The organism is Bradyrhizobium sp. SK17, from assembly GCF_002831585.1.
In the GTDB taxonomy this organism is placed as follows: Bacteria; Pseudomonadota; Alphaproteobacteria; order Rhizobiales; family Xanthobacteraceae; genus Bradyrhizobium.
This window is the reverse complement of sequence record NZ_CP025113.1, coordinates 5,965,593-5,990,373: the sequence shown is the minus strand read 5'-3', so window position 1 is coordinate 5,990,373 and position 24,781 is coordinate 5,965,593. Positions and strand designations below refer to the sequence as shown.

General features: G+C 65.9%; 23 protein-coding genes. 17 read left to right on the top strand and 6 right to left on the bottom strand.

Going from position 1 to position 24,781, the window contains the following annotated elements:
* Positions 1 to 21 precede the first annotated feature (21 nt).
* The 4 genes from CWS35_RS27775 (at position 22) to CWS35_RS27760 (ending at position 4,290) form a co-directional block, all read left to right on the top strand.
* A complete protein-coding gene (locus tag CWS35_RS27775; RefSeq protein ID WP_244468645.1) occupies positions 22 to 285 on the top strand; it encodes a hypothetical protein in 264 nt (87 codons plus the stop codon).
* A complete protein-coding gene (locus CWS35_RS27770) occupies positions 282 to 1,298 on the top strand; it encodes an alpha/beta fold hydrolase (protein WP_157817243.1) in 1,017 nt (338 codons plus the stop codon). Before CWS35_RS27775 ends, CWS35_RS27770 begins: the two co-directional genes overlap by 4 nt.
* A 181-nt stretch (positions 1,299 to 1,479) precedes the next feature.
* Positions 1,480 to 2,742 carry an MFS transporter gene (locus tag CWS35_RS27765; RefSeq protein WP_100954896.1) on the top strand — a complete coding sequence of 421 codons (1,263 nt, stop codon included), beginning with the start codon at positions 1,480 to 1,482 and terminating at the stop codon, positions 2,740 to 2,742.
* A 135-nt stretch (positions 2,743 to 2,877) separates the two neighbouring features.
* Positions 2,878 to 4,290, top strand: coding sequence for a sensor histidine kinase (locus CWS35_RS27760; RefSeq protein WP_100954895.1), 1,413 nt, complete (start codon positions 2,878 to 2,880; stop codon positions 4,288 to 4,290).
* Between the two features lie 30 nt (positions 4,291 to 4,320).
* Here the strand turns inward: CWS35_RS27760 and CWS35_RS27755 are convergent, their stop codons facing one another.
* Together CWS35_RS27755 and CWS35_RS27750 are read right to left on the bottom strand one after the other, a co-directional pair.
* Positions 4,321 to 6,594, bottom strand: coding sequence for an FdhF/YdeP family oxidoreductase (locus tag CWS35_RS27755; RefSeq protein WP_100954894.1), 2,274 nt, complete (start codon positions 6,592 to 6,594; stop codon positions 4,321 to 4,323).
* A gap of 200 nt (positions 6,595 to 6,794) precedes the next feature.
* Entirely contained in the window at positions 6,795 to 7,388 is a 594-nt protein-coding gene (locus tag CWS35_RS27750) for a DUF1349 domain-containing protein (RefSeq protein WP_029879328.1), read from the bottom strand.
* A 218-nt stretch (positions 7,389 to 7,606) separates the two neighbouring features.
* On the opposite strand from CWS35_RS27750, the gene CWS35_RS27745 reads away from it, so the two are divergent.
* Positions 7,607 to 8,434: an alpha/beta fold hydrolase gene (locus CWS35_RS27745; protein WP_024582146.1), complete on the top strand. Its 828-nt coding sequence runs from the start codon at positions 7,607 to 7,609 to the stop codon at positions 8,432 to 8,434.
* Between the two features lie 80 nt (positions 8,435 to 8,514).
* Here CWS35_RS27745 and CWS35_RS27740 read toward each other — a convergent pair whose 3' ends face one another.
* Both CWS35_RS27740 and CWS35_RS27735 read right to left on the bottom strand, forming a co-directional pair.
* Entirely contained in the window at positions 8,515 to 9,321 is an 807-nt protein-coding gene (locus CWS35_RS27740; protein ID WP_024582145.1) for an IclR family transcriptional regulator, read from the bottom strand.
* A gap of 93 nt (positions 9,322 to 9,414) precedes the next feature.
* Positions 9,415 to 10,185, bottom strand: a complete 771-nt coding sequence (locus CWS35_RS27735) for an enoyl-CoA hydratase (protein WP_100954893.1) — start codon at positions 10,183 to 10,185, stop codon at positions 9,415 to 9,417.
* Positions 10,186 to 10,317: 132 nt separating this feature from the next.
* Between CWS35_RS27735 and CWS35_RS27730 the strand changes: the two genes are divergently transcribed.
* Together CWS35_RS27730 and CWS35_RS27725 are read left to right on the top strand one after the other, a co-directional pair.
* The gene (locus CWS35_RS27730) at positions 10,318 to 10,857 is read left to right on the top strand and encodes a PaaI family thioesterase (protein ID WP_024582143.1); all 540 of its coding nucleotides are present in this window, start codon (positions 10,318 to 10,320) and stop codon (positions 10,855 to 10,857) included.
* A gap of 60 nt (positions 10,858 to 10,917) precedes the next feature.
* Positions 10,918 to 11,529 (top strand): TetR/AcrR family transcriptional regulator, encoded by a 612-nt coding sequence (locus CWS35_RS27725; RefSeq protein ID WP_024582142.1) that lies wholly within the window; start codon positions 10,918 to 10,920, stop codon positions 11,527 to 11,529.
* A 36-nt stretch (positions 11,530 to 11,565) separates the two neighbouring features.
* Here the strand turns inward: CWS35_RS27725 and CWS35_RS27720 are convergent, their stop codons facing one another.
* Positions 11,566 to 12,480, bottom strand: coding sequence for a LysR family transcriptional regulator (locus CWS35_RS27720; protein WP_024582141.1), 915 nt, complete (start codon positions 12,478 to 12,480; stop codon positions 11,566 to 11,568).
* 119 nt (positions 12,481 to 12,599) lie between these two features.
* On the opposite strand from CWS35_RS27720, the gene CWS35_RS27715 reads away from it, so the two are divergent.
* The 9 genes from CWS35_RS27715 to CWS35_RS27675 all read left to right on the top strand — a co-directional run bounded on the left by CWS35_RS27715 (position 12,600) and on the right by CWS35_RS27675 (position 22,440).
* Positions 12,600 to 14,096 (top strand): CoA-acylating methylmalonate-semialdehyde dehydrogenase, encoded by a 1,497-nt coding sequence (locus CWS35_RS27715; RefSeq protein ID WP_100954892.1) that lies wholly within the window; start codon positions 12,600 to 12,602, stop codon positions 14,094 to 14,096.
* A 120-nt stretch (positions 14,097 to 14,216) separates the two neighbouring features.
* Positions 14,217 to 15,362, top strand: coding sequence for an isobutyryl-CoA dehydrogenase (locus CWS35_RS27710; protein ID WP_100954891.1), 1,146 nt, complete (start codon positions 14,217 to 14,219; stop codon positions 15,360 to 15,362).
* Positions 15,359 to 16,441 (top strand): enoyl-CoA hydratase/isomerase family protein, encoded by a 1,083-nt coding sequence (locus CWS35_RS27705; RefSeq protein ID WP_100954890.1) that lies wholly within the window; start codon positions 15,359 to 15,361, stop codon positions 16,439 to 16,441. Before CWS35_RS27710 ends, CWS35_RS27705 begins: the two co-directional genes overlap by 4 nt.
* Positions 16,442 to 16,466: 25 nt before the next feature.
* Positions 16,467 to 17,354, top strand: coding sequence for a 3-hydroxyisobutyrate dehydrogenase (gene mmsB / locus CWS35_RS27700; RefSeq protein ID WP_024582137.1), 888 nt, complete (start codon positions 16,467 to 16,469; stop codon positions 17,352 to 17,354).
* A 130-nt stretch (positions 17,355 to 17,484) separates the two neighbouring features.
* Positions 17,485 to 19,209, top strand: a complete 1,725-nt coding sequence (locus CWS35_RS27695; RefSeq protein ID WP_100954889.1) for an AMP-binding protein — start codon at positions 17,485 to 17,487, stop codon at positions 19,207 to 19,209.
* 11 nt (positions 19,210 to 19,220) lie between these two features.
* Positions 19,221 to 19,700 carry a MaoC family dehydratase gene (locus CWS35_RS27690; RefSeq protein WP_100954888.1) on the top strand — a complete coding sequence of 160 codons (480 nt, stop codon included), beginning with the start codon at positions 19,221 to 19,223 and terminating at the stop codon, positions 19,698 to 19,700.
* A gap of 142 nt (positions 19,701 to 19,842) precedes the next feature.
* Entirely contained in the window at positions 19,843 to 19,989 is a 147-nt protein-coding gene (locus tag CWS35_RS27685; protein ID WP_244442232.1) for a hypothetical protein, read from the top strand.
* Between the two features lie 310 nt (positions 19,990 to 20,299).
* Complete coding sequence (locus tag CWS35_RS27680; RefSeq protein WP_100954887.1) at positions 20,300 to 21,217, top strand: SDR family NAD(P)-dependent oxidoreductase; 918 nt, start codon at positions 20,300 to 20,302, stop codon at positions 21,215 to 21,217.
* Positions 21,218 to 21,219: 2 nt separating this feature from the next.
* Positions 21,220 to 22,440, top strand: a complete 1,221-nt coding sequence (locus CWS35_RS27675) for a TIGR03862 family flavoprotein (RefSeq protein ID WP_100954886.1) — start codon at positions 21,220 to 21,222, stop codon at positions 22,438 to 22,440.
* A gap of 91 nt (positions 22,441 to 22,531) precedes the next feature.
* On the opposite strand, the gene CWS35_RS27670 is transcribed toward CWS35_RS27675, so the two are convergent.
* Complete coding sequence (locus tag CWS35_RS27670; protein WP_100954885.1) at positions 22,532 to 23,749, bottom strand: MFS transporter; 1,218 nt, start codon at positions 23,747 to 23,749, stop codon at positions 22,532 to 22,534.
* A 93-nt stretch (positions 23,750 to 23,842) separates the two neighbouring features.
* Here CWS35_RS27670 and CWS35_RS27665 point away from each other — a divergent pair, with 93 nt between their 5' ends.
* On the top strand, positions 23,843 to 24,745 hold the full coding sequence (locus CWS35_RS27665) for a LysR family transcriptional regulator (protein ID WP_100954884.1): 903 nt from the start codon (positions 23,843 to 23,845) through the stop codon (positions 24,743 to 24,745).
* The last annotated feature ends 36 nt before the right edge of the window (positions 24,746 to 24,781 follow it).

Genomic DNA, 24,781 nt, shown 5'->3' with positions numbered 1-24,781 from the left:
ATTGCTCAGGCAAGGCGTCGCTTGCTTCGCTTCGCCGGCGGCGCCGCCGCGGTGCTGGTGGTGTGGTTCGTCGGGATGGCCGCGGCCGCGCTCGTCGTGACTCCCACCGTCGTGGTCGCGTTCGGCGATCCGGGCCGGCTGGCCGGCGCCGACGGCGATCTGCTTGCCTCCGGCCGCGGCTTCCTCGCGATGCGGACGGCCGACGAGGACACCGTCAAATCGCTCTACAGCCGTGGCGCGTGGCTGGTCTGGCCGGTGCTGACCGCCGGGTGTGGCCGGCGATGACGCGATGGATCCGCCGCTTCGCGATCGGTGCGGTCGTGGTCGTGACCGGCCTCATCGGCGTGCTCGCCGTTGGACTGGGCGCGCTGCGGCTGGCTGCGCATCTCAGGGAAACGGAGAGCGCAGCCGCGGCGGCGCCTGCCGACGGCAAGTTTGTCGACAGCGGCCACGGACGCCTGTTCGTGATGGATCCGGCGCCGCCGGGCGGCATTCCGGTGGTGCTGTTTCATGGCACCGCGGCCTGGAGCAAATTGTGGTGGCGCACGACGGCGGCGCTCAAGGCCGATGGCTACCGGCCGATCGTACCCGACCTGCCGCCGTTCGGCTATTCCGAGCGGCAAGGCGGCTACACCCGCGCCGAGCAGGCCGCCCGCATCGACGGCATGATGACGGCGCTGGGGGCGGGCCGCGCCGTCATCGTCGGTCATTCCTTTGGCGCAGGCGCGGCGCTGGAATATGTCCTGCGCCATCCGGATCGCGCGATCGGGCTCGTGCTGGTGGACGCGGCGCTCGGGCTGACGCAGCCGCCGTCCGATCCGCCGGCGCTGCTCGCCTATCGTCCGCTGCGCGAGCTCGCGGTGGCGGCGACGGCGACCGATCCGCTGGCGACGCGCTTCCTGCTCTCCAAGCTGATCTACCGCAAGGATGCTGCGAGCGGTGAGACGCTCGACATCCTCAAGGCGCCGATGCGCGTCACCGGGACGACATCCCATATCGCGGACTGGCTGCTGTATTTCACCGGCTCGGATCGCGCGGCGCTGAGTGCCTCGCGCGACGAGGTATCGAAGATCAAGGTGCCGGTGGCGATGATCTGGGGCGATCGTGATGACGTCACGCCGCTCGCCCAGGCCAACGATCTCCGCGCGCTGATCCCGCAGGCGTCGCTCAAGGTGATGCAGGATGTCGGGCACATTCCGCAGATCGAGGATCCCGCCGCCTTCAACGCTGCGCTGATCGATGCGATCAGGCAGCTTGCGTCCGCCGATCCGGCGGTCGCGCACGCCGGGCGAAACTAGCCGGGCGGTGCAGCACGCCGTCGCGCATGGCGGCATGCGGCGGCTTCGATTGACACCGATGCTGTCGGCGCTACGCTGCCGGAACCGGGGTATTTTGCCAAGAGAATCAAGACCCAGAACAACCAGGCCCCGGACGAAACAAGCAAAGGGCAGGACACGCCGTGACACGCGTCATCGCGTCTTGAGCGGGACCACGCGGACCTCCGCGCTCGCGCCATTCCGGATTCGCAGCTATCGCTTTCAATGGCCGTCGGACCTGCTCACCTCCTGGGCGTTCGAGGTCGAGACGCTGGTGCTCGGCTGGTACATCATGGTCGAGACCGGGTCGGTGCTGCTGCTGACCGTGCTCGCCTCGCTGCAATATGTCGGCACGCTGGTTGCGCCGGTCGTCGGCATGATCGGCGACCGCATGGGGCATCGCGATTTGCTGGCGGTGATGCGCTTCGCCTATACGGCGCTCGCCGGCACCATCATGACAATGGCGCTATCAGGACATCTCGCGCCGCTCAACGTCATGATCATCGTCGCGATGATGGGCGTGATCCGTCCGTCGGACCTCGGCGTGCGCGGCGCGCTGCTCGCCGACATCATGCCGCCGCAGCAACTGGTCGGCGCCATCAGCCTGGCGCGCACCACGCAGGATTCGGCGCGCATCGCCGGCGCATTGACCGGGGCGGGATTGTTCGCGGCGCTCGGCATCGGTTACGTCTATGTCGGGATCGCCTGCTTCTACTTCGTCGCCGCCATCCTGATGCTGTGCATGGAGCGTCCAGCCAAGACGCACAGCACGGCCGATCAGGCTGATATCGATCTGCCCGGCTCAAAACTGCTGCGCGACCTGAAGGAAGGCATCGTCTACGCCTGGAGCGGGCCCGGCATGCGTGCTGCGCTCTGCGTTGCGTTCCTTGCCAACCTGACCGCGTTTCCGCTGACCAACGGCCTGCTGCCTTACGTCGCGCGCAACATCTTCCATACCGACCAGACCGGGCTCGGCTATCTCTCCGCGAGCTTCGCGGTCGGCTCGCTGATCGGCTCGATCACGCTCAGCATGGCCGGCGGCGTGCGCATCGCGCGGCTTTTGATCGGCGCGACGCTCGCCTGGTACGCGATGCTGCTGGTGTTCGTCGAGCTCAGGACCATGCCGGTGGCGATGGCCTGCCTGGTGCTGGCCGGCATCGCACAGAGCATGTCGATGATCTCGGCCGCCGTGATGCTGATGCGCAACGCCAGCGCCCATCTGCGCGGCCGCGTGATGGGCGTGCGCATGATGGTGATCTACGGCCTGCCGCTCGGCCTGCTCGCCGCCGGCAGCCTGATCGACCTGATCGGCTACACCGCGACCGGCACCTTGCTCGCCGCCGCCGGCTTCATCGCCATGCTCGCGATCGCGCTGCACTGGCGGGCCGATCTGTGGCCGACCCACGCGCCGGCCAACGCGCGGTAAGGGGGCGCGGCGCGATGCCGCGCCGTGGCTGCGGATGCGCCAAAAGGGCGCGACAGCGTGGGCAAGCTGTCGTAGATCATTCTTTGCGCTGCAATTTCCCTATGCAAGATTTTCTCGACCGATTTTGATCCCGGAATGCTCGGCCTTTTGACCCGCCTTGGACTGCGCTTCGACGACATCGTCGAAGAGCGCCGGTTCGTGGACCAATATGTGCGGGGCAATATCGGCTGGACGCAGGTGGCGATGCTGCTCGGCGCGTTCACCTATGCCGGATATGCGTTCTGGGATTGGGTGCTCTATCCCGAAATCCTGCCGATCACGCTGGCGATCCGCGGCGGAACCGCAGTCTTGGTTCTGCTTCCGCTCACCGCGTTGCTCTGGATGCGGGCGATGAAGCCGTGGGCCGAAACGATCTTTCTGGTCTATTGCGTCATTCCGGGTTGCGTGCTGCCCAGCGTCTATCTGGTCTTGCCCTCGGGATTCACCTACGCGGCGCCTGGCGTGATGATGGTGATCCTGTTCGTCTCGACCATGCTGCCGCTACGGATCGGTCCGCTGGCGGTGTTCTGTCTCACGGCATGGATTGCGCTGTGCATCGCTGAATCGCTCGCCCCGGCTTTGCCGCCGGGGCTGCGCTTCATCAATCATTCCCTCGTCCTCAACGCTTATGCCCTGTCGCTTTATGCCGTCGCCGCCCGTGAGTTTCGCGCGCGCCAGCAGTTTCGGACCGCGCAGGCCTTGCGGCTGGAAAAGGAGCGCTCGGAAGCCTCGCTGCGCGATTTGCATGCGACGCAATCGCAACTCGTGCAGGCCGAGAAGCTGGCCTCGCTCGGGCAACTCGTTGCCGGCGTGGCGCATGAAGTCAGCACGCCGCTTGGCCTCGCGCTCACCACGTCGACGACCATGGAAGCCGATCTTCGCGCGATGAACGAGGCGCTGAAGAGCGCCGCCGTCCGCCGATCGGATCTGACCAAGGGCATTGCGCGGATCGAGCAGGGACTTCGACTGACCTCGGACAACCTGCATCGGGCCTCCGAGATGGTGCACAGCTTCAAGCAGGTCGCGACCCATCAGGCCGACGAGGAGCGGCATACGTTCGAGCTCGGCGGCTGGTTGTCCGAGCTGGTCGCGAAGCTCGGGCCATTGCTGTCCCGTCAGGGATTGATCGTCGAGGTCGAATGCCCCCAGGGCATCATCCTCAACAGTTATCCCGGCGCGCTGGCCCAGGTGATCAGCAGTCTCGCGTTCAACGCGGCGGCGCATGCTTATCCCGATGGCGGAGGCGGGCGGTTCACCGTGACGGTCAGCCAGCCGGACCAGGCGCTGGCGCGGATCGCTTGTGCCGACCAGGGCGTCGGCATCCCCGAGGCGTTGCAGGCACGCGTGTTCGATCCGTTCTTCACGACCGGGCGAGAGCGAGGCAATATCGGCCTTGGCCTGCACATCGCGTTCAACACCGTTGTCTCGTCACTCAACGGCCGGATCGCGCTGGAGAGCGAGCCCGGTCGCGGCACGCTGGTGGCGATCGAGATACCCGTCTCGACCTGAGCGGTCCGCGCCGTCACGCGGCCGTGGCGGTTACTGCGCCGCCTTTCGGATGTGCACCGGCACCGACTTGTACGACGGTGTGCCGCTTTCCTTATCCTGATAGTCGAGTGGCACCAGGCCATTGGCTTCGGGATAATAGGCGGCGACCGAGCCGCGGGCGATGTCGTAGACGATCGCGGTGAGCGTAAGACGGCGCGGTGCGGGCGAGGGCAAGGCGGTCTCGATCTCGACGAGATCGCCATGCGCCAGGCCGCGCGCGGTGAGGTCCGCCTCGTTCGTGAATAGCACGTCGCGTCGTCCGAACACGCCGCGGTAGCGGTCGTCCAACCCGTAGATCGTGGTGTTGTACTGATCGTGGCTGCGGATGGTGGCGAGCTTGAGCACTGTGCTGTCCGCCAGCACCGGGTCCTCTTCGAGCCCGTCGAAGATCAGGAATTCGGCCTTGCCGGACGCGGTGGTCCATTTGCGCTCGGTCGGCGGCAGCGGCAGCCGGAAGCCGCCGGGCGTCCGGATCCGCGTGTTGTAATCCTTGAAATCGGGGAAGACGCCCTCGATGGCATCGCGGATGCGATCGTAGTCGGCGATCAGCTCGGTCCACGGCACCTTGCTCGACGGCAGGGTCGCCATCGCCATGCCGGCCACGATGGCCGATTCCGAACGCAGATGTTCGGACGCCGGATTGAGCCTGCCGCGCGAGGCGTGCACCATCGACATCGAATCCTCGACGGTGACGACCTGCGGCCCGCTCGCCTGGATATCCTGCTCGGTGCGTCCCAGCACCGGCAACAGGATCGATTGCTTGCCGACCAGGAGATGCGAGCGGTTCAGCTTGGTGCCGAGATGCACGGCGAGATCGAGCTTGCGCATGGCGGCGGTGCAGCGCTCGGGATCGGGCAGCGCGATGGCAAAATTGCCGCCGAGACAAATCAGCACCTTTGACTTCCCGTCGTCGATCGCCTCCATCGCCGCGACCGCGTCGTGGCCGTGATGGCGCGGCGGCTTGAAGCCGAAGGTGCGCTCGATGCCTTCGAACATCGGGATGTTGGGCTTCTCGGTGATGCCGACGGTGCGGTTGCCCTGCACGTTGGAGTGACCGCGCAGCGGGCAGATGCCGGCGCCTGGCTTGCCGTAATTGCCTTTCAACAGCAGCAGGTTTGCGATCTGCTGGACATTGTCGGTGCCACGCATGTGCTGGGTGATGCCCATGCCATAGGTGATGATGGTGGCGTTGGATTTCGCATAGGCGGCGGCGACCTCGCCGAGCTGGGTGCGGTTGAAGCCGGAGACGGTTTCGATCGACGGCCACGCCGTCGCGCGCAGGTCGGCGGCGAACGCCTCGTACCCATTGGTGTGCTCGGCGATGAAGGCGTGATCGAGCACGTCATGGCGCGCATCATCCATCTCGATCAGCGCCTTCATGATGCCCTTGAGCACCGCGGCGTCGGCGCCGACCTTCGGCTGGTAGTAGGTCGAGGCGATCCGGGTCGATCCGAGCGTCGCCATCTCGATCGGGTCCTGCGGATCGGCAAAGCGCTCCAGCGCGCGCTCGCGCAAGGGATTGAACACGATGATCGGCACGCCGCGTCGCGACACCTCCCACAGCGTACCCATCATGCGCGGATGGTTGGTGCCGGGATTGTGGCCCATCGCGATGATCAGCTCGCAATGGTCGAAATCGTCCAGCGACACCGTGCCCTTGCCGATGCCGATCGATTGCGGCAGGCCGACACTGGTCGCCTCGTGGCACATGTTCGAGCAATCGGGGAAATTGTTGCTGCCGTATTCGCGCGCGAAGATCTGGAACAGGAAGGCGGCTTCGTTCGAGGCGCGGCCCGAGGTGTAGAATTCGGCCATGTCGGGATCGGGCAGCGCGCGCAGCGTCTCGCCGATCCGCGCGAACGCGTCGTCCCAGTCGATCGGCTGGTAGGTGTCGCTCGCGGCGTCATAGGCGAGCGGGTGGGTGAGGCGGCCCTCGTTCTCGAGATGGAAGTCGCTCCAGCCGAGCAGCTCGGTGACGGTATGGGCGGCGAAGAACTCCGGCGTGACGCGCTTGCTGGTCGCCTCCCAGGTGACGGCCTTGGCGCCGTTTTCGCAGAACTGGAAGGTGGAGGTGTGCTCCTTGTCGGGCCAGGCGCAGCCCGGGCAATCGAACCCGTCGGGCTTGTTGGTGCGCAGCAGCGTGATCGGCGCCTCGACCAGTTCCATCTGATCGCGCACCGCGATCGCGGTGGCCTTGAGGGCACCCCAGCCGCCGGCGGGAGCATCATAGGGGCGGATACCGGGAACGTCGCGCTTTTGGACCATATGTCCTCCTGCTGCTCTTGAGTGGTGACCCCGTGCGTTTGTCCCGAATTCTTTGTTTGGTCTGATCGCAGACATCGGCGAGACCTCTGCTTCCATCGACGTTCTCGATGTGAGGCCTATGTCTCGCGGACAGCCTAGACTAATGGGCCAGCGCGCGTGGTCAACAGTCCGTCAGCCCGGATAGAGAGCGAGATGGTCCCTCAAGTGAGATCGTGCAGATCCTTGCCGAGCGGTGGCGTCAGTTGGAACGCGGAGAAGCTGACCTCGAGTCCGGCCCGCTCGGGCGTGCAGGCCATCGGCCCCACCAGATAGGATTTGACCTTCGGAAACGGCGCGAGCCGCATTAACGGCCAAAGCTTGCCGTCCGTTGAGACTTGCAGGCGCAGCACGCCGTTCGAAACCGTTGCGCGCAGCCGGAAGTCGCCGGCATCGTGCGCGTAGGGGGCCGTCGTCCAATCCGATTGCCCGTGGGTCAGCACGCTCGACAGCATCGCACGGCCGTCGGACAACTCGATCCCGGCCTTGACCCAGTGCTGCGCGTCGACCCGCACCATGATGCCGGCCTGATCGTAGAGTGCGGTGAAATTGCCCTGGACGCGCAGCTCCGCGGTGAAGGCGTCGGCGGTCTGGAAGCCAAGGAAATGCCCGCTGTCGCGGGTGAAGCCGTAATGCGTCTCGCGCCAGAAATCGCTGGCATTGCCGGTGACGATACGGAGGCTATCGCCGTCCGCAGTCCAGTGCTCCGGCTCGTTGAGCCAGACGCCGTCATGTCTGCCGAAGATTGCTTTGTTCATCCCGGACCTCGATCGCCCTCAGCGTAGCATGTCAGCGAATACCGGGGCATCCCGCGCGTCGCATCATATCTTTTGTACGCATATGAATTTCAATATTTGAAATTATATTCAAATATTGACATGAGGCGCGCTTGCTTCCTACTCTCGCGAGGCCAACGACAGAAAAACGCGCAAAGGCGTTGGGGCACGGCACGTGCTCCCTGCACAGGAGGAACACCATGAGCCGGACAACCGGACTTCGAATTCGCGACACCATCCTCTGGATCGACGATACCGGTGAGAGCAATTTGCCAGCCGTGCTCTGCCTGCATTCGCTGTGGCTCGACCGCACGATGTTCGCGGACCTGGTCGCCGCTGCGCGCGGACGCTATCGGGTGATTTGCCCCGACTTCCGTGGCCAGGGACTGAGTGCGCCGAGCACCGACGAGACGGTGACGATGGAGGCTTGTGCCGAGGATATCGAGGCGCTGATCGCCGAGCTCGGGCTGCCATCCGTGCATGTGGTGGCGCAATCGATGGGCGGAGATGTCGCGCTTCGCGTAGCCGCCAAGCGCCCGGATCTGGTGGCGTCGTTGACGATGCTCGGGTCATCGGCACGGGGGGAGCCCCCTGAGCAATTGGCGTGGGCCGAGTCCTGGATGGAGGCTTCCACGAGGGATGGCGGCTTCAAGGGCGAGAATCTCGAAACGCTGATGGCCGTGATGTTCGGCGAGACTTCGCGGAACAGCGCGTCGAAGCGCGCGGTGCTCGATCACTGGCGGGCCAGGATGGAAGCCGGCACGCTGTCGCTCTGGCCGGCGATCCGCGGCGTGCTGTACCGAAAGAGCGCCGTCAATTTGCTGCCGCAGATCCAGGCGCCGACCCTGGTGTTCTCCGGCACCGAGGATATGCCGCGTCCGCCGGAATGGGCCGACGAGGTCGTGGCGGGGCTGCCGAACGCGCGGCTGGTGCGGCTGGAGAAGATCGGCCACAGCCCGATGCTGGAAGCGCCGGACCAGGTGGTCCCGAGAATCCTGGATTTCCTTGCCAGCCGGCAAGCCGCCTGAGCGCGCACTGCCGTCGGTGCGCGGCATTCGCGGCACGCCGACGGGTCTCGCGCGCGGGCTCACGTGACGCGTGGCCCTTATCAGGCGATCTTGGCGTAGGTCAGGAGCTCGATGGCCCGATCGCCGGCCTTCGACACGGCATCGACCAACGCGCGCTGCGCAGGTTTCCAGCGCGTCGTCGGCACGACGATGCCCAGCGCTCCGTAGATATTCTGACGGTCGTCGAAAATCGGAACGGCCACGCCGGTGACGTCAACCTGCGACTCCTCGGCGTCCAGGGCCCAGCCGCGCTGGCGCGTTGCGTCCATGGCGGCCGACAAACCCTTTGCCGCTCGCGCTCGGCCTTCTTCGGTGAAGCCGCGAAAGCACTTCTTGACGATGCGATCGCGGTGCGCCGGCTCGAGATAAGGAAGGATCGCGCGGCTGGATGCTCGCAGATGCTCGTTGCCGGTGACACCCACGAACAGACCGCCGACCCTGAGCGACTGCAAGCTGCCCTCGACCAGGATCTTCAGGACCACGGAGTCGCCGTCGGGTGCGGAAAAGAAAGCCGTCTCGGACGTCTTCTCGGCCAGTTGGCGGACGATCTCGTAGAGTTCCTGCGTTTCGTTCAGCCTTGAGCGATAGGCGCGGTACAAAGGCCCGATCGAGTTGCCGACGACCAGCGTGCCATTGCTCAGCCTGGTCAGATAGCCGCGCGCAACCAGCGTCCGCATCAGATGGTAGCAGGTCGTGATGTTCAGCCTCAGGGCTTGTGCGACCTGCTGAACCGTCGGTGGATCGCTGCTTGCGGCGACGTGCTCCAGGAAGGTGAATGCGCGTTCGACGGTCTGAAGCGTCGGCGTTCCCGGCCTTTCCGAAGCTCCGTCGTCGCCTTTCCTGATCATCGATGCGTCCTGGAGCGCGATTTGCGGCTTCGCATCCCGTCAGTTCTATGCGCTCCCGGCTGCGGCCACAAGATTTCGTGCCGGGGAGTCCGGCTATCGCTTCCGATCCAGGAATCCCTGCAACAACCGCTGCGGCTCGCCGGTCTGGAATGACTTTCCGAACACACCGACACTGAGGTTCACCGATTCGGTCAGCGGCAGTTCTTCCCATTGCCGCAGCAGATCCTTCTGGATGCGCAGTGCTTCGGGGCCGCATTCCAGCAGCGCTTTTACGGTGTGCTCGACGGCGTCATCGAGGCCGCCGGGTTTTGCCACGGTATCGACCAGGCCCCAGGCGAGCGCGGTCGGGGCGTCGATATTTTCAGCGGTCATCATCAGCCAGCGGGCGCGGCCCCAGCCGATCAGGCGCGGCAGCAGTGCGGCGTGGATCACCGAGGGGATGCCGACGCGCACCTCGGGCATGCCGAACATCGCATCATGCGCCGCGACGCGGACGTCGCAGGCGGCCGCGACCTCAAGGCCGCCACCGAGGCACCAGCCGGGCAGGCGCGCAATCACGGGCGCCGGGAATTTGCGGACGGCCTCGCAGAGGTCGCGCAGGCGGCTGATGAAGGCTTCCGCGGATGTCTGATCGAGCGTTGCCATCTCCTTGATGTCGGCGCCGCCGATCATGCTGCGCTCGCTTTCGCCGGCCAGGATCACCGCGCGGATGCTGCGGTCGGCGGCCAGATGCTCAAAGCCTTCGCGCACCCCATTGGTCACAGCCGAGCTGACGATATTCAGCTTGCCGGCGTTGCAGATGGTGAGGCGGACGACGCCTCTAGAGTCGCGGGCGATGCCGCAGTGGGGATTGAGCATGTCCATGGAAAAGTCCCGGCGCAGGAATTGATCGCGCCATGTCCCGGACAAAGCGGGTCCCTGTCAAGGCGCTGGGTTGTGGTTGCGTCGCGCGGTCCGGATCTATAGAATTATAATCATCATATAAATGGAGCTGTCATGACCGCCGCCGAAACCATTGATCTTCACTCGTCCGATCTCAAGCGAGTGCGCGTGGTGGAATGGCAGGCGCCGGGACCGGTCGCCGCGGCGGCCATGCCGATGTCCGGGATCGAGGCGATGCGCGCGATCCGTGACGGCCGCCTGCCGCCGCCGCCAATGGCGAAACTGATCGGATTCCGCATGGCCGTCGTCGACGAGGGGCGGATCGTGATGGAACTCGATCCGCATGAGAGCCTCGAGAACACCATCGGCCTGCTGCACGGCGCGACCGCTGCTGCACTTCTGGACACCGCGATGGGCTGCGCGATCTCGACCGTGCTGTCGGCCGGGCGGACCTCCGTCACCCTGGACCTCAAGCTGACCTATCTGCGTCCGCTGTCGGTGCGCTCGGGAACCATCGCGGCGGAGGGCAGGGTAATCAAGCTCGGTCGCCAGACCAGCTACACCGAGGGCTTCGTCCGCGACGGCAAGGGCAATCTTGCGGTGCACGCGACTGCGACATTTTCGATGCTCGGCGGGGAACCCAACCCGAAATAACTACAGCATTTCCAGCGCAAATCTGCTATTGTATGATTAGAAACATTCCATGAGACCGGCATGCGCTATTCGAAAGAACACAAGCAGGAGACCCACGCGCGGATCGTGAAGAAGGCCGCGACGCGGCTGCGCGAGAAGGGCGCCCATGGCATTGGTGTCGCCGACCTGATGAAGGACGCCGGCCTGACCCATGGCGGCTTCTACGCGCATTTCGATTCGCGCGAGGCGCTGGTGATCGAGGCCTTCAACTACGCCATGGACCGCGCCAATGAGCGCTGGCGCAAGGTCACGGCCGAGGTGCCGCCGGAGAAGCGGCTTGCCTTGATCGTGGACGGCTACCTGACAACGCTGCATCGCGACGAGCCCGGCCAGGGCTGCGCGGTGCCGGCGCTCGGCGCCGAAATCGCCCGCGAGAGCCCGAAGACCCGCAAGGCATTTGCGCTCAAGCTCGACCAGATGATCGAGATGATTGCCGACCAGATCCAGGACATGCCGCGCAAGGCCGCGCGCAAGCAGGCGATGGCGACCCTGGCGACCATGATGGGCACCATCGTGATGTCGCGGATCGCCGGCAATGGCGAGATGTCTGACGAGATCCTGTCGGCTGGCCGCGAGGCGGTGCTGGGACGAGCCGCCGCGGCGAAGGCGCCGGCGAAGAAGAAGGTGAATTAGGCAGCCTATCTCCCCATCGCCGGGACGACGGAGAGATTACACCCCGCCGAACAGCGCGCGATCGGCTTCTACGGTCTCGTAGATGTAATCCGCCACCGCGCGGATGCGGGCGAGGTCCTTGCTGTCGGCGTGCATCAGCAGCCAGAAGGTGCGCGAGATCCGCACCTCGTCAGGCAGCACCGGTTGCAGCTCGGGATGTGTCGACGCCATGAAGTGCGGCAGCACGGCGATGCCGAAGCCCGCGATGGTGGCGTTGAGCTGCGCGATCAGATTGGCGCTGCGGAATTTGGCGGAGATCTTCGGCGAGACCTGCGGCAGATAGTCCAGTTCCGGGGTGAACAGCAGTTCCTCGATGTAACCGACGAAGCGATGCCGCGGCAGGTCGGCGCGCGATGCAATGGCAGGCGCCTGCGCGAGATAGCGGGGTGCGGCATAAAGCCCGAGCGTGTAGTCGAGCAGCTTGCGGCCGACGATGCGGCCTTCCTTCGGCATGGTCAGGCTGATCGCGATGTCGGCCTCGCGCTTGGAGAGCGAGAACAGCCGCGCAGTGGCGACGAGCTGTAAATCGAGATCGGGATACCGCTCGGTGAACTTGACCAGCCGCGAGGCCAGGAAGTGACTGCCAAAACCGTCGGGCGCGCCGATCCGCACCGTGCCGGTGAGATGGGCGCGGGAGCCGCCGACCGCCTCCTGGTTGGCAACGATGGTGGATTCCATCGCCTCGGCGCTGTCGGCGACGCGCTGGCCGGCCTCGGTCAGCAGGTAGCCGGTCTTGCGCCGATCAAACAGTTTTGCGGAGAGGTGGCGCTCCAGCCGGTCGACACGGCGGATCACTGTGGCATGATCGACGCCGAGCTGCTTGGCGGCAGCCGACACCGATCCGCCGCGCACGATCGCAAGCACGAAACGGAAGTCGTCCCAGTCGATCGTGTCGCCGCCTTGATCCTGCATTTCCGCACATCTATGGTGCAATTTATCGGACTTGAATCCTATAAAATGCAGGGTCATTAGGGTTTGTAAAGCGATCTCGCCGCGCGGAGCGGCGATTCCGGTCCCAAGGGAGGTTATCCATGCGCTCAGTCGGACATTTCATCGGTGGCAAGGAGGTCAAGGGCGCGTCGGGCCGTACGGCAGACGTCTTCGAGCCGATGACCGGTGAGGTCCAGGCCAAGGTCGCGCTGGCCTCCAAGGCCGAAGTCCGCGCCGCGGTCGAGAACGCCAAGGCGGCGCAGCCGGAATGGGCTGCCACCAATCCGCAGCGCCGCGCCCGCGTCATGATGAAGTTCGTCGAGTTGGTGCAGCGCGACTACGACAAGCTCGCCGAATTGCTGGCGCGCGAGCACGGCAAGACGGTGCCCGACGCCAAGGGTGATATCCAGCGCGGCCTCGAGGTCGCCGAGTTCGCCTGCGGCATCCCGCATCTGATGAAGGGCGAGTACACCGAGGGCGCGGGTCCCGGCATTGACATCTACTCGATGCGGCAGGCGCTCGGCGTCGTCGCCGGCATCACGCCGTTCAACTTCCCGGCGATGATCCCGATGTGGAAGTTCGCGCCCGCCATCGCTTGCGGCAACGCCTTCATCCTCAAGCCGTCGGAGCGCGATCCCGGCGTACCGATGAAGCTCGCCGAACTGATGATCGAAGCGGGCCTGCCGGCCGGCATCCTCAACGTCGTCAACGGCGACAAGGAGGCGGTCGACGCCATCCTCGACGATCCCGATATCAAGGCGGTCGGCTTCGTCGGCTCGACGCCGATCGCGCAATACATCTACGAGCGCGCGGCGCAGACCGGCAAGCGCTGCCAGTGCTTCGGCGGTGCCAAGAACCATGCCATCATCATGCCTGACGCCGACATGGACCAGACCGTCGATGCGCTGATCGGCGCGGGCTACGGCTCGGCCGGCGAGCGCTGCATGGCGGTGTCGGTCGCGGTCCCGGTCGGCAAGACCACCGCCGATCGGCTGATGGAGAAGCTGATCCCGCGCGTCGAGTCGCTCAAGATCGGCACCTCGGTCGATCCGTCGGCCGATTACGGCCCGCTGGTGACCCGCGAGGCGGTCGAGAAGGTCAAGAGCTACATCGACATCGGCATCAAGGAGGGCGCCACGCTGGCGGTCGACGGCCGCGGCTTCAAGATGCAGGGCTACGAGAAGGGCTTCTATCTCGGCGGTTCGCTGTTCGACAACGTCACCAAGGACATGCGGATCTACAAGGAAGAGATCTTCGGGCCGGTGCTCTCGGTGGTGCGCGCCCATGACTACCACGAGGCGCTGGCGCTGCCGTCGGAGCACGATTACGGCAACGGCGTTGCGATCTTCACCCGCGACGGCGACGCGGCGCGCGACTTCGCGGCCAAGGTCAATGTCGGCATGGTCGGCATCAACGTGCCGATCCCGGTGCCGATCGCCTACTACACCTTCGGCGGCTGGAAGAAGTCCGGCTTCGGTGACCTCAACCAGCACGGTCCGGACTCGATCCGCTTCTACACCAAGACCAAGACGGTGACCTCGCGTTGGCCGTCCGGCGTCAAGGACGGCGCGGAGTTCTCGATCCCGACGATGAAGTGATGGTGTAGCCCAGGCCGTCATTGCGAGCACAGCGACGCAATCCATGTCCCCGCGGAACGGAAGAATGGATTGCTTCGTCGCTTCGCTCCTCGCAATGACGACAACAGTGAGCAAACCATAATGCAGTTCGCTCTCAACGAGGACCAGATCGCGGTTCGCGACATGGCGCGGGCGTTTGCGGCCGAGAAGATCGCGCCGCACGCGCTCGAATGGGACGAGACAAAGCACTTTCCGGTGGATGTGATGCGCGAGGCCGCCGGCCTCGGCATCGGCGGCATCTACATCAAGGACGACGTCGGCGGCTCGGCGATGACGCGGTTCGACGCCGCGCTGATCTTCGAGGCGCTGGCGACGGGGTGCCCGACGGTGTCGTCGTTCATCTCGATCCACAACATGGCGTCCTGGATGATCGATGCTTACGGCAACGACACCCAGCGCCACAAATGGCTGCCGAAGCTCTGCACCATGGAGCTGCTCGCGAGCTATTGCCTGACCGAGCCGGGCGCCGGCTCCGACGCCGCCGCTTTGCGCACCCGCGCGGTGCGCGACGGTGATCACTACGTGCTCAACGGCCAGAAGCAGTTCATCTCCGGCGCCGGCAGCACTGACCTGTTGGTGGCGATGGTGCGCACCGGCGGCGACGGCCCCGGCGGCGTCTCGACCATCGTGATCGACGGCAAGACGCCGGGCGTGTCGTTCGGCAACAACGAGCGCAAGATGGGCTGGAACGCACAGCCGACCCGCGCCGTGATATTCGAGAATGCGCGCGTGCCGGTCGACAACCGGCTCGGCGAGGAGGGCATCGGCTTCAAGATCGCGATGGCCGGGCTCGACGGCGGCCGGCTCAACATCGCGGCGTGCTCGCTCGGCGGCGCGCAGGCGGCGCTCGACAAGGCGCTGGCCTACATGAAGGACCGCAAGGCGTTCGGAAAGCGGCTCGACGAATTCCAGGCGCTGCAATTCAAGGTCGCCGACATGGCAACCGAACTGGAGGCCGCACGCACCTTCCTGTGGCGCGCAGCCGCCGCGCTCGACCGCAAGGATGCGGACGCCTCGATGCTGTGTGCGATGGCGAAACGCTTCGGCACCGATGTCGGCTTCGAGGTCGCCAACCAGGCGCTGCAACTGCATGGCGGCTACGGCTATCTCAGCGAATATGGCGTCGAGAAGATCGTGCGCGATCTGCGCGTGCACCAGATCCTCGAAGGCACCAATGAAATCATGCGGCTGATCGTGTCGCGCAAATTGATCGAGGGCGCGCGATGAACGATGTGGCGGCCGCAGAGGGCGATCTGATCGTCCGCCGCGAAGGTGCGCTCGGCGTCATCAGGCTGAACCGGCCGAAGGCGATCAACGCGCTCAGTCTGGAGATGTCCGAGGGGGTCGACGCCGCGCTCGACCGGTTCGAGCATGATCCTGATGTCGCGGTGGTGCTGCTCGAAGGCGCCGGCGAGCGCGGGCTGTGCGCGGGCGGCGACATTCGCGGGCTCTGGGAAAGCTCGAAGGCAAAGGGAGACCTCGGCAAGCGGTTCTGGCGCCAGGAATACATCATGAATGCGCGGATCGCGAAGTATCCGAAGCCGTATGTCGCGTTCATGGATGGCCTGGTGATGGGCGGCGGCGTCGGACTGTCGGCGCATGGCCGCCACCGCGTCGTGACCGAGAAGACCAAGCTCGCGATGCCGGAAGTCGGGCTCGGCTTCTTCCCCGATGTCGGCGGCACCTATCTGCTGTCGCGCACGCCGGGCGAGTTGGGCACGTATTTTGGCCTCACCGGCACCACCATGAATGGTCCGGACGCGATCTATGCGAAGTTCGCCGACGCGGTGGTACCGAGCGCAAAGCTGCCGGCACTGCGGGAGGCGCTGACCAAGGCCGCGCCGGGGACGAACTCGTCCGAGATCGACCGGCTGATCGCGGGCTTTGCGACCGGCGAGAAGGCGGGTCCCGTGGCTGCGTTGCAGGCCGGGATCGACGGCTGGTTCGCGCGCGGCCGGATGGAAGACATCGTCGACGCGCTGAAGGCCGACGACTCGGAGCTGGCGCAGGCCACGCTGAAGACGCTCGGCGAGAAATCGCCGCGCGGCATGGTGGTGACGCTGAAGCTGCTGCGGCTCGGACGCGCGACCGTGACGCTGGAAGAATGCCTGGTGCGCGAATATCGCGCGGCGCTCGAAGTGTTCGCCAGCGACGATTTCCGCGAGGGCGTGCGCGCCGCTGTCATCGACAAGGACCGCAATCCGAAATGGTCACCCGCGCGGATCGAGGACGTGACGCCGGAGCTGCTCGCGCCTTACTTCGCCGGGATCGGCGCCGACGAACTGACATTCCCTGACAGCAAATAGAAACGTCGCAAGCGGAGGATCTTCCATGGCAAACGTCGCATTCATCGGGCTCGGCAACATGGGCGGGCCGATGGCGGCCAATCTGATCAAGGCCGGCCACAAGGTGACCGCGTTCGATCTGGTCGCGGCCTCGCGCGACCAGGCCAAGAGCGATGGCGCTGCGATCGCCGAGAGCGGCGTTGCCGCGGTGAAGGGCGCTGACGTCGTCATCACCATGCTGCCGGCCGGCAAGCATGTGCTCGGCGTCTGGAGCGAGGTGCTCCCGGCGATGGGCAAGGGCGCGCTGATCATCGACTGCTCGACCATCGACGTCGAAAGCGCCAAGCAGGCGCATGCGCTCGCGGCCAAGCATGGCATGGCCTCGGTCGACGCGCCGGTCTCCGGCGGCACCGGCGGCGCCAAGGGCGCGACGCTGACCTTCATGTGCGGTGGTGAGCCGAACGCCTTCGCGGGGGCCCAACCGATGCTGGCCAACATGGGCAAGAAGATCGTGCATTGCGGCGCCGGCGGCGCGGGGCAGGCGGCCAAGATCTGCAACAACATGATCCTCGGCATTTCGATGATCGCGGTCGGCGAAGCCTTTGTGCTGGCCGAGAAGCTCGGCCTGTCGCACCAGGCGCTGTTCGACGTCGCCTCGACCTCGTCGGGGCAGTGCTGGTCGCTGACCACCTACTGCCCGGTTCCCGGCCCGGTGCCGACCTCGCCGGCAAACAACGACTACAAGCCCGGTTTCGCCACCAACCTGATGCTCAAGGACCTGACGCTGGCCCAGGACGCCGCCAAGGCTGCCGGTGCCGCTACACCGCTCGGCCAGCACGCGCAGGAGATCTATAAGACCTTCGACACGTCGGGCCACGGCGGGGTCGACTTTTCCGGGATTATCCAGCACGTTAGGGCTCTTGCCCCGAAGTAAATCGCCGTCATCCTGAGGTGCGAGCGGAGCGAGCCTCGAAGGACGGAAAGACGGTGTCTGTGGCCATCCTTCGAGACGCCGCGCAAGGCGCGGCTCCTCAGGATGACGTCAGCATACGTGGTGAAGCCGGATGACCACATTTCAAGACGCACGCGCCTTTCTGCTCAAGCACCGCACCGACTACGACACCGCGGTGAGGGATTTCCGCTGGCCCGATCCGGCGCCGTTCAACTGGGCGCTGGACTGGTTCGATGCGGAGCTCGCGACAGCGCCCGACAGCCGCGACCGTCCGGCGCTGTGGATCGTCGATACCGCGAGCGGCAACGAGACCAAGCTGACGTTTGCCGAGCTGTCGCGCCGCTCCAACCAGGTTGCAAATTTCCTGCGCGCGCAGGGGCTGAAGCGCGGCGATCATCTGTTGCTGCTGCTCGGCAATGTGGTGCCGCTATGGGAGACCATGCTGGCGGCGATGAAGCTCGGCGTCGTCGTGATTCCCGCGACCACGCTGCTGACCGCGGATGAATTGCGCGATCGGCTCGACCGCGGCAAGGCCAAGGCAGTCGTTGCCACCCAGGATCAGGTCGCCAAGTTCGCTGGCCTCGGCGGCGACAAGCTGGTCCGCATCGTGGTTGGCGCCTCGCAGGCGCAGGACGGCTGGCTGCCGTTCGAGCAGGCGACCAAGGCGTCCGATGCCTTCACGGCAGACGGCCCGACCAACGCCGACGACCCGATGCTGCTCTATTTCACCTCGGGCACCACGGCCAAACCAAAGCTGGTGCGGCATAGCCAGCGCAGCTATCCGGTCGGCCATCTCTCGACCATGTACTGGATCGGCTTGCAGCCCGGCGACGTCCATCTCAATATTTCGTCGCCCGGCTGGGCCAAGCATGCCTGGAGCTGCTTCTTCGCGCCGTGGAATGCCGGCGCAACGATCTTCATCGCCAACCAGCCGCGCTTCGAGGCTAAGGGGCTGCTCTCGATCATCGGCCGCTGCGGCGTCACCACGCTGTGCGCGCCGCCGACGGTGTGGCGGATGTTCATCCAGGAAGACCTCGCGAGCTTCAAGGTCTCACTGCGTGAAGTCTGCGGCGCCGGCGAGCCGCTCAATCCCGAGATCATCGACCAGGTCAAATCGGCCTGGGGCCTGACCATCCGCGACGGCTACGGCCAGACCGAGACCACGGCGCTGGCCGGCAACTCGCCGGGCCAGAAGGTCAAGGTCGGCTCGATGGGCCGGCCGCTGCCCGGCTATCGCGTGCAGGTCACCGACAATGACGGCCATGCCGCCAAGGAAGGCGAGGTGACCTTGCTGCTCGGTGCCAACCGGCCGGCGGGGCTGATGCAGGGCTATCAGGGCGACGACGGCAAGCTCATTGGGACGGACGGCGAGATCTATCGCAGCGGCGACGTGGTGTTCACCGACGACGAGGGTTATCTGACCTTCGTCGGCCGCACCGACGACGTGTTCAAATCATCCGATTACCGCATCTCGCCGTTCGAGCTGGAGAGCGTGCTGCTGGAGCACGATGCAGTGGCCGAAGCCGCCGTGGTGCCGAGCCCGGACCCGATCCGGCTCGCGATCCCCAAGGCCTATGTGCTGCTGGTCTCAGGTGTCGAGCGCAGTCCGGAGACGGCGCTGTCGATCTTCCAGCACCTGCATACGCGGCTCGCGCCGTTCAAGCGCATCCGCAAGATCGAGCTGGTCACCGAACTGCCGAAGACGATCTCCGGAAAAATCCGCCGGGTGCAGTTGCGCCGGCTCGAACATGACGATAATCGCTCAGATGTGTTGCGCGGAGCCGAGTTCCGCGAGGAAGAGTTTCCGGAGCTGCAGAAGGTGCGGACCTCCGGTTAGGAGGTCAGCCAATGAATGAAGTCTGGAAGAAGCCGCCGGTGTCGCTGGAAACCTACCAGGGCATGGTTGGCAAGGAGATCGGCGTGTCCTCGTGGCACGTGCTCGATCAGGGGCGCATCAATACCTACGCCGACGTGATCGAGGATCACCAGTTCATCCACGTCGATCCCGAGCGCGCCAAGAAGGAGACCGCCTTCGGCACCACGATCGCGCACGGCTTCCTCACGATGTCGCTGCTGTCAATCATGTCCTACGAGGTGATGCCGGTGCTCGAAGGCACCGCGATGGGCGTCAATTATGGTTTCGACAAGCTGCGCTTCATCTCGCCGGTCCGCACGGGCAAGCGTGTCCGCGGCCGCTTCGTGCTCGCCGAAGCCACGCTGCGCAAGCCGAAGGAGCTGCTGTCGCGCACGAACGTCACGGTGGAGATCGAGGGCGAGGAGAAGCCCGCGCTGGTCGCCGACTGGCTCGGCCTGATCTATTTCAGCTGAGAGAAAGTTGAGTAGCTCCACCTTTCCCTTCAAGCGGAGGGAGGTGGAGCGAGCCCGCTTCGTCGAAGTAGCGGATTGACGGCTTTGATTCCCGGTGTCCATCATGTCGCCTTTAGGCGGTGCGGTCCCGGGAGTGGCAGCCATGGTGCAGAACATCGTCGCCGGACTTGTCGTGGTCGCGTTGCTTGCGATCGGCTCGATCAGCTACGCGCAGGAACACCACGAGTGCTGGAGCGGGCATCTGCTCAAGAGCCTGAAGCCCTGCGGGTCGATGACCCCCGACGTCTAGCGCGCCCAAGCGCGGGGCCTTGATGCCCCCGGCCGGGCTTGACCCGGCCATCCATCGCTGCTCAAAAGCTGCCAATCGCGAGCGTTTCCACCCTCTCCCCTTGTGGGAGAGGGTGGCTTCGCGGCACGCGAAGCCGGGTGAGGGGTCTGTCTCCACGCAAAGACTCTCACATGCGCTCGCGGAGACAGACCCCTCATCCGGCGCGCCGCAGCCGACGCTGCGCGTCGGCGTTATATCAAGGACGGCGGCCGTAGGCCGCCTACGCCACCTTCTCCCACAAGGGGAGAAGGGAAGAACAGGAATCAACGGCATGGCAATCAGGTTTGACGGACGCGTCGCTATCGTCACTGGCGCGGGCAACGGTCTCGGACGGGCGCATGCGCTGGGGCTGGCCAGCCGCGGCGCCAAGGTCGTGGTCAACGATTTCGGTGGCGCGCGCGACGGCACCGGCGGTTCGCTGTCGCCGGCCGAGACCGTGGTCGAGGAGATCCGCAAGGCCGGCGGCACCGCGATGGCTGACGGCGCCGACGTCTCGAACTTCGAACAGGTTACCGCGATGGTCGAGCGCGCCACCAAGGAGTGGGGCAGTGTCGATCTGCTCTGCGCCAATGCCGGCATCCTGCGCGACAAGTCGTTCACCAAGCTCGAGGTCGCCGACTGGGACAAGGTGCTCGGCGTGCACCTGACCGGCACGTTCTACTGCTGCAAGGCGGTGTGGGCCGGCATGCGCGAGCGCAACTATGGCCGCATCGTGCTGACGACCTCCTCGTCCGGCCTGTTCGGCAATTTCGGCCAGGCCAATTACGGCGCGGCGAAGGCCGGCATGGTCGGCCTGATGAACGTGCTCGCCGAAGAGGGCCGCAAGAACAACATCAAGGTCAACACCATCTCGCCGACGGCGGCGACCCGCATGACCGAGGAACTGCTGCCGCCGCAGGCGCTCCAGTTGATGAAGCCGGAGGCGATCACGCCGGCGGTGGAATTCCTGCTCTCGGAGGATGCGCCGACCCGCACCATCATGGGCGCCGGCGCCGGCTCGTTCGCCGTGATCCGCGTGCTGGAGACCGAAGGCGTCAACCTGCCGCAGTCCGAATGGACGCCCGACGGCATCGCCGCGCATTTCAAGGACATCAGCGACATGTCGACCGCGAAGGCGCTGCAAGGCGCATTCGAGCAGACCCAGAAATACGTCGCCCAGGCCGCCGCGCGGGCCGGGATCAAGCTCTGAGCATGCGTATCGCCGTCATCGGAGCCGGTCCCGCCGGCCTGATGGCGGCGGAGGTGCTCGCGGCGGGCGGTGCACAGGTCATCGTCCACGATGCAATGCCGTCGGCGGGCCGCAAGTTGCTGATGGCCGGCCGCGGCGGGCTCAATCTCACCCACTCCGAGCCGCTGCCGGATTTCCTTGCGCGCTATCGCGAGGCGATGCCGCGCCTGAAGGCTCCCGTCGAGGCATTCCCGCCTGATGCCTTGCGCGCCTGGAGCGATGGGCTGGGGCAGCCGACATTCGTTGGCACCAGCGGCCGTGTCTTCCCGAAAGCCTTCAAGGCATCGCCCTTGCTGCGCGCCTGGCTGCGGCGGCTCGATGCAGCGGACGTCGGATTCGCGTTCCGGCATCGCTGGGTCGGATGGGATGCGCAGGGTGCACTGCTGTTCGAGACATCTGACGGCCGGCGCGCGGTGAGCGCGGACGCCATCGTGCTCGCACTCGGCGGTGCCAGCTGGCCGCGGCTCGGCTCGGATGGTGCGTGGGCGGACATTCTTGCCGCGAATGGCGTTGCCGTGGCGCCGATGAAGCCGGCCAATTCCGGTTTTTTGGTCGCATGGTCGAAGATCTTTCGCGACCGGTTCGAAGGGCAGCCGCTGAAAGGCGTCGCGCTCACGGTCGGCCCGCATACGGTGCGCGGCGAGGCGATCGTGACCCGCACGGGCATCGAGGGCGGCGCGATCTACGCCTTGTCGGCCGAACTGCGCGACGCGGTGCTGGCGAAGGGCCGGGCTGTGCTCAACGTGGCGCTGCGGCCAGACGCGGCACGCGACGAACTGGTCTTGCGGCTGTCGGCGCCGAGGGGCAAGCAGACCTTCTCCAACTTCCTGCGCAAGGCGGCGCAGCTCTCGCCGGTCGGGATTGGGCTGTTGCAGGAGGCAGCCGCCGCCTCCGGCCGATCGCTGGCCACGCTGCCGCCGGCCGAGCTTGCCACGCTGGTCAACGCGGTGCCGATCGAGCTATCCGGCGTGGCGTCGATCGGGCGCGCGATCTCGAGCGCCGGCGGCATCAGGTTCGATGAGCTCGACGCGCATTTCATGCTGCGCCGGCTGCCAGGCGTCTTCGCCGCCGGCGAGATGCTCGACTGGGAAGCGCCGACCGGCGGCTATCTGTTGCAGGCGTCGTTCGCGACCGGCGTCGCTGCCGGGAAGGGCGCTTTGAGTTGGCTCGCACGGAAATCGTAGGATGGGTAGAGCGAAGCGACACCCATCAACTTCGCTCTGCGTGGAGACGTGATGGGTATCGCTTCGCTCTACCCATCCTACAAAGCGTGGTTCACTCCGAACCTGTCCTCGTCGCGAGATCGGTGATCAAGCCAAGTGCGCCGAAAGTCGCAGCCACAGCGCACACCGCGCTCCAGCCGCCAAAACTCCACGCCGCGGACGCCGCCGCCGCGCCAACCGCGCCGCCGATGAAGAACAGCGCGACGAACAGCCCGTTGATCCGGCCGCGCGCCTCCGGCCGCAGCAAATTGACGGCGCGGCGGCCGAGCGTCTGATCCGTGGTGATGCCGAAGTCGAGCAGCACGGCGCCGATGCCCAGCAGCGTCAGGGCCGTGGCTCGCGATTCCATCACGCCAGCCCAGGCGCACAGCGCCAGCGCGCCGATGATCATCAGGTGCGCGATGATCAGGAGCGGTCGCGCGAAGCCCCTGTCGCCCCAGCGGCCGGCGAGCGGTGTCGCGGTGGCGCCGGCGACGCCGATCAGCGCGAACAGCGCGATGCCCCTGGCGTCGAGCCTGAACGGCGCATCCGGCAGGCGGAGCGCGACCGCGGCCCAGAACGCGGTGAACGACGCCATCACCAGCGCCGCGGTCCAGGACCGAACGCGCAGCACCGGCTCCTCGCGCAACAGGTCTGGAAACGACCGCAGCAGCGCGCCGTAGCTGGCCTTCGCCGCCGGCTGCAAGCTCGGCAGATAGCGCGCCAACGCGCCGGCAAGCACGGTCATCAACACGGCCGACGTGATGTAGTAGCCGCGCCAGTTCCAGCTGTCGGCGATCACGCTTGCCGCCGGCCGCGACAGCAGGATGCCGATCATCAACCCGCTCATGACGTCGCCGATCGCCTGTCCCCGGCGCTCCGGCGGGACCATCGACGCCACCAGCGGCACCACCATCTGGATCGCGGCGCACGACGCGCCCAGCACGAAGGTGGCGGCGAGCAGGATCACCGGCGTTGGCGCCATCGCAGTGCCGATCGCGGCCACGATGGCGCAGGCCAGCGTGCGCAGGATCAGCCGTTTGTTCTCGACCAGATCGACCAGCGGCACCAGCAGCAACAGCCCGAGCGCGTAGCCGAGCAGGGTCAATGTCGAGATCAGCCCGGCCTGGAGCGTGGTCATGCCGAGCGAACGGCTGATCAGTCCGACCAGGATCTGCGGGGCGAACAGGTTGGTGACGACGGTGCCGGTCGTGATGGCCCCGATCCAGATCAGGGGGCGCACCGAGGCAGTGCGCGCCGGGGAGATTTTCGTGGCTTCGGAAATGGTCATGGAACCTCGCGATGGAATGGCGAGGCCCCCTTTAGGGGATCGGGATAATATGCTACAATTCAAATAAGATGATGCAGACTATGCGAGTTTGTTATGAACACCCATGACCTTGTGGCATTCGTCGCCGTGGTGGAAACCGGATCGATCGTCGCTGCGTCGGCGCGGCTGAACCTGACCCAGCCTGGCGTGACGCGGCGGATCCAGAATCTCGAGGAGATGCTCGGTGCGCAGTTGCTCGACCGGTTGTCGAAGCCGTTAAGGCCGACCGCGGCCGGCCATGAGGCCTATGAACGCGGCCGTCGCGTGCTGCGGATGCTCGAGGACCTCAAGTCGGGCGTCGCCAATGACGGCGTGGTGCGCGGCGAGCTCAGGCTCGGCCTGACGCCTTATCTGTCGGAGGCCGGCCTGGCGGGGCCGCTCGATGCCGTGCGTGGCGAATTCCCCGCGCTGGTGGTGCGGGTCGTGGCGGGCTTGTCGCCGCACCAGATCGAAGCCGTCTCGCGCAATGAACTCGACGCTGCCGCGATCTGCCTGCCCGACGGCACCACGCCGCCGGCAGACCTCGCCGCGGATGATCTCGGCGCACAGCCCGTCGTCTTCGTCGTCGCGCGCGACACCAAGCTGCCGAAATCCGTCGACCTCGAATGGTTGTCCCGGATGGGGTGGGTGATGAATCAAGATGGCTGCGGCTTCCGCCAGACCCTGAAGCGGCATTTCGAGGCGGCGCATCTGCCGTTCAACGTCGCGGTCGAGGCGCTGGACAGCGAATTGCGGTTGTCGCTGGTCGCGCGCGGGCTCGGCATCGGCGTCGTGACGCCGGTCGCGGTCAGGCGCAGTGCGATCCGCAGCCGGCTGAAGACGGTGCGAATCCGGGATTTCAATCCCGCGGTGCGCGCCTGGATCGTGCACCGTCCGCCCGCCGGCCGCCTGGCGCGGCCGATCGAGGTGTTTCGTTCGGCGCTGGATCAGGAGTTGCAGGCGCTCATGCGCGGGTAGATGCGTAGGATGGGTAGAGCGCAGCGAAACCCATCG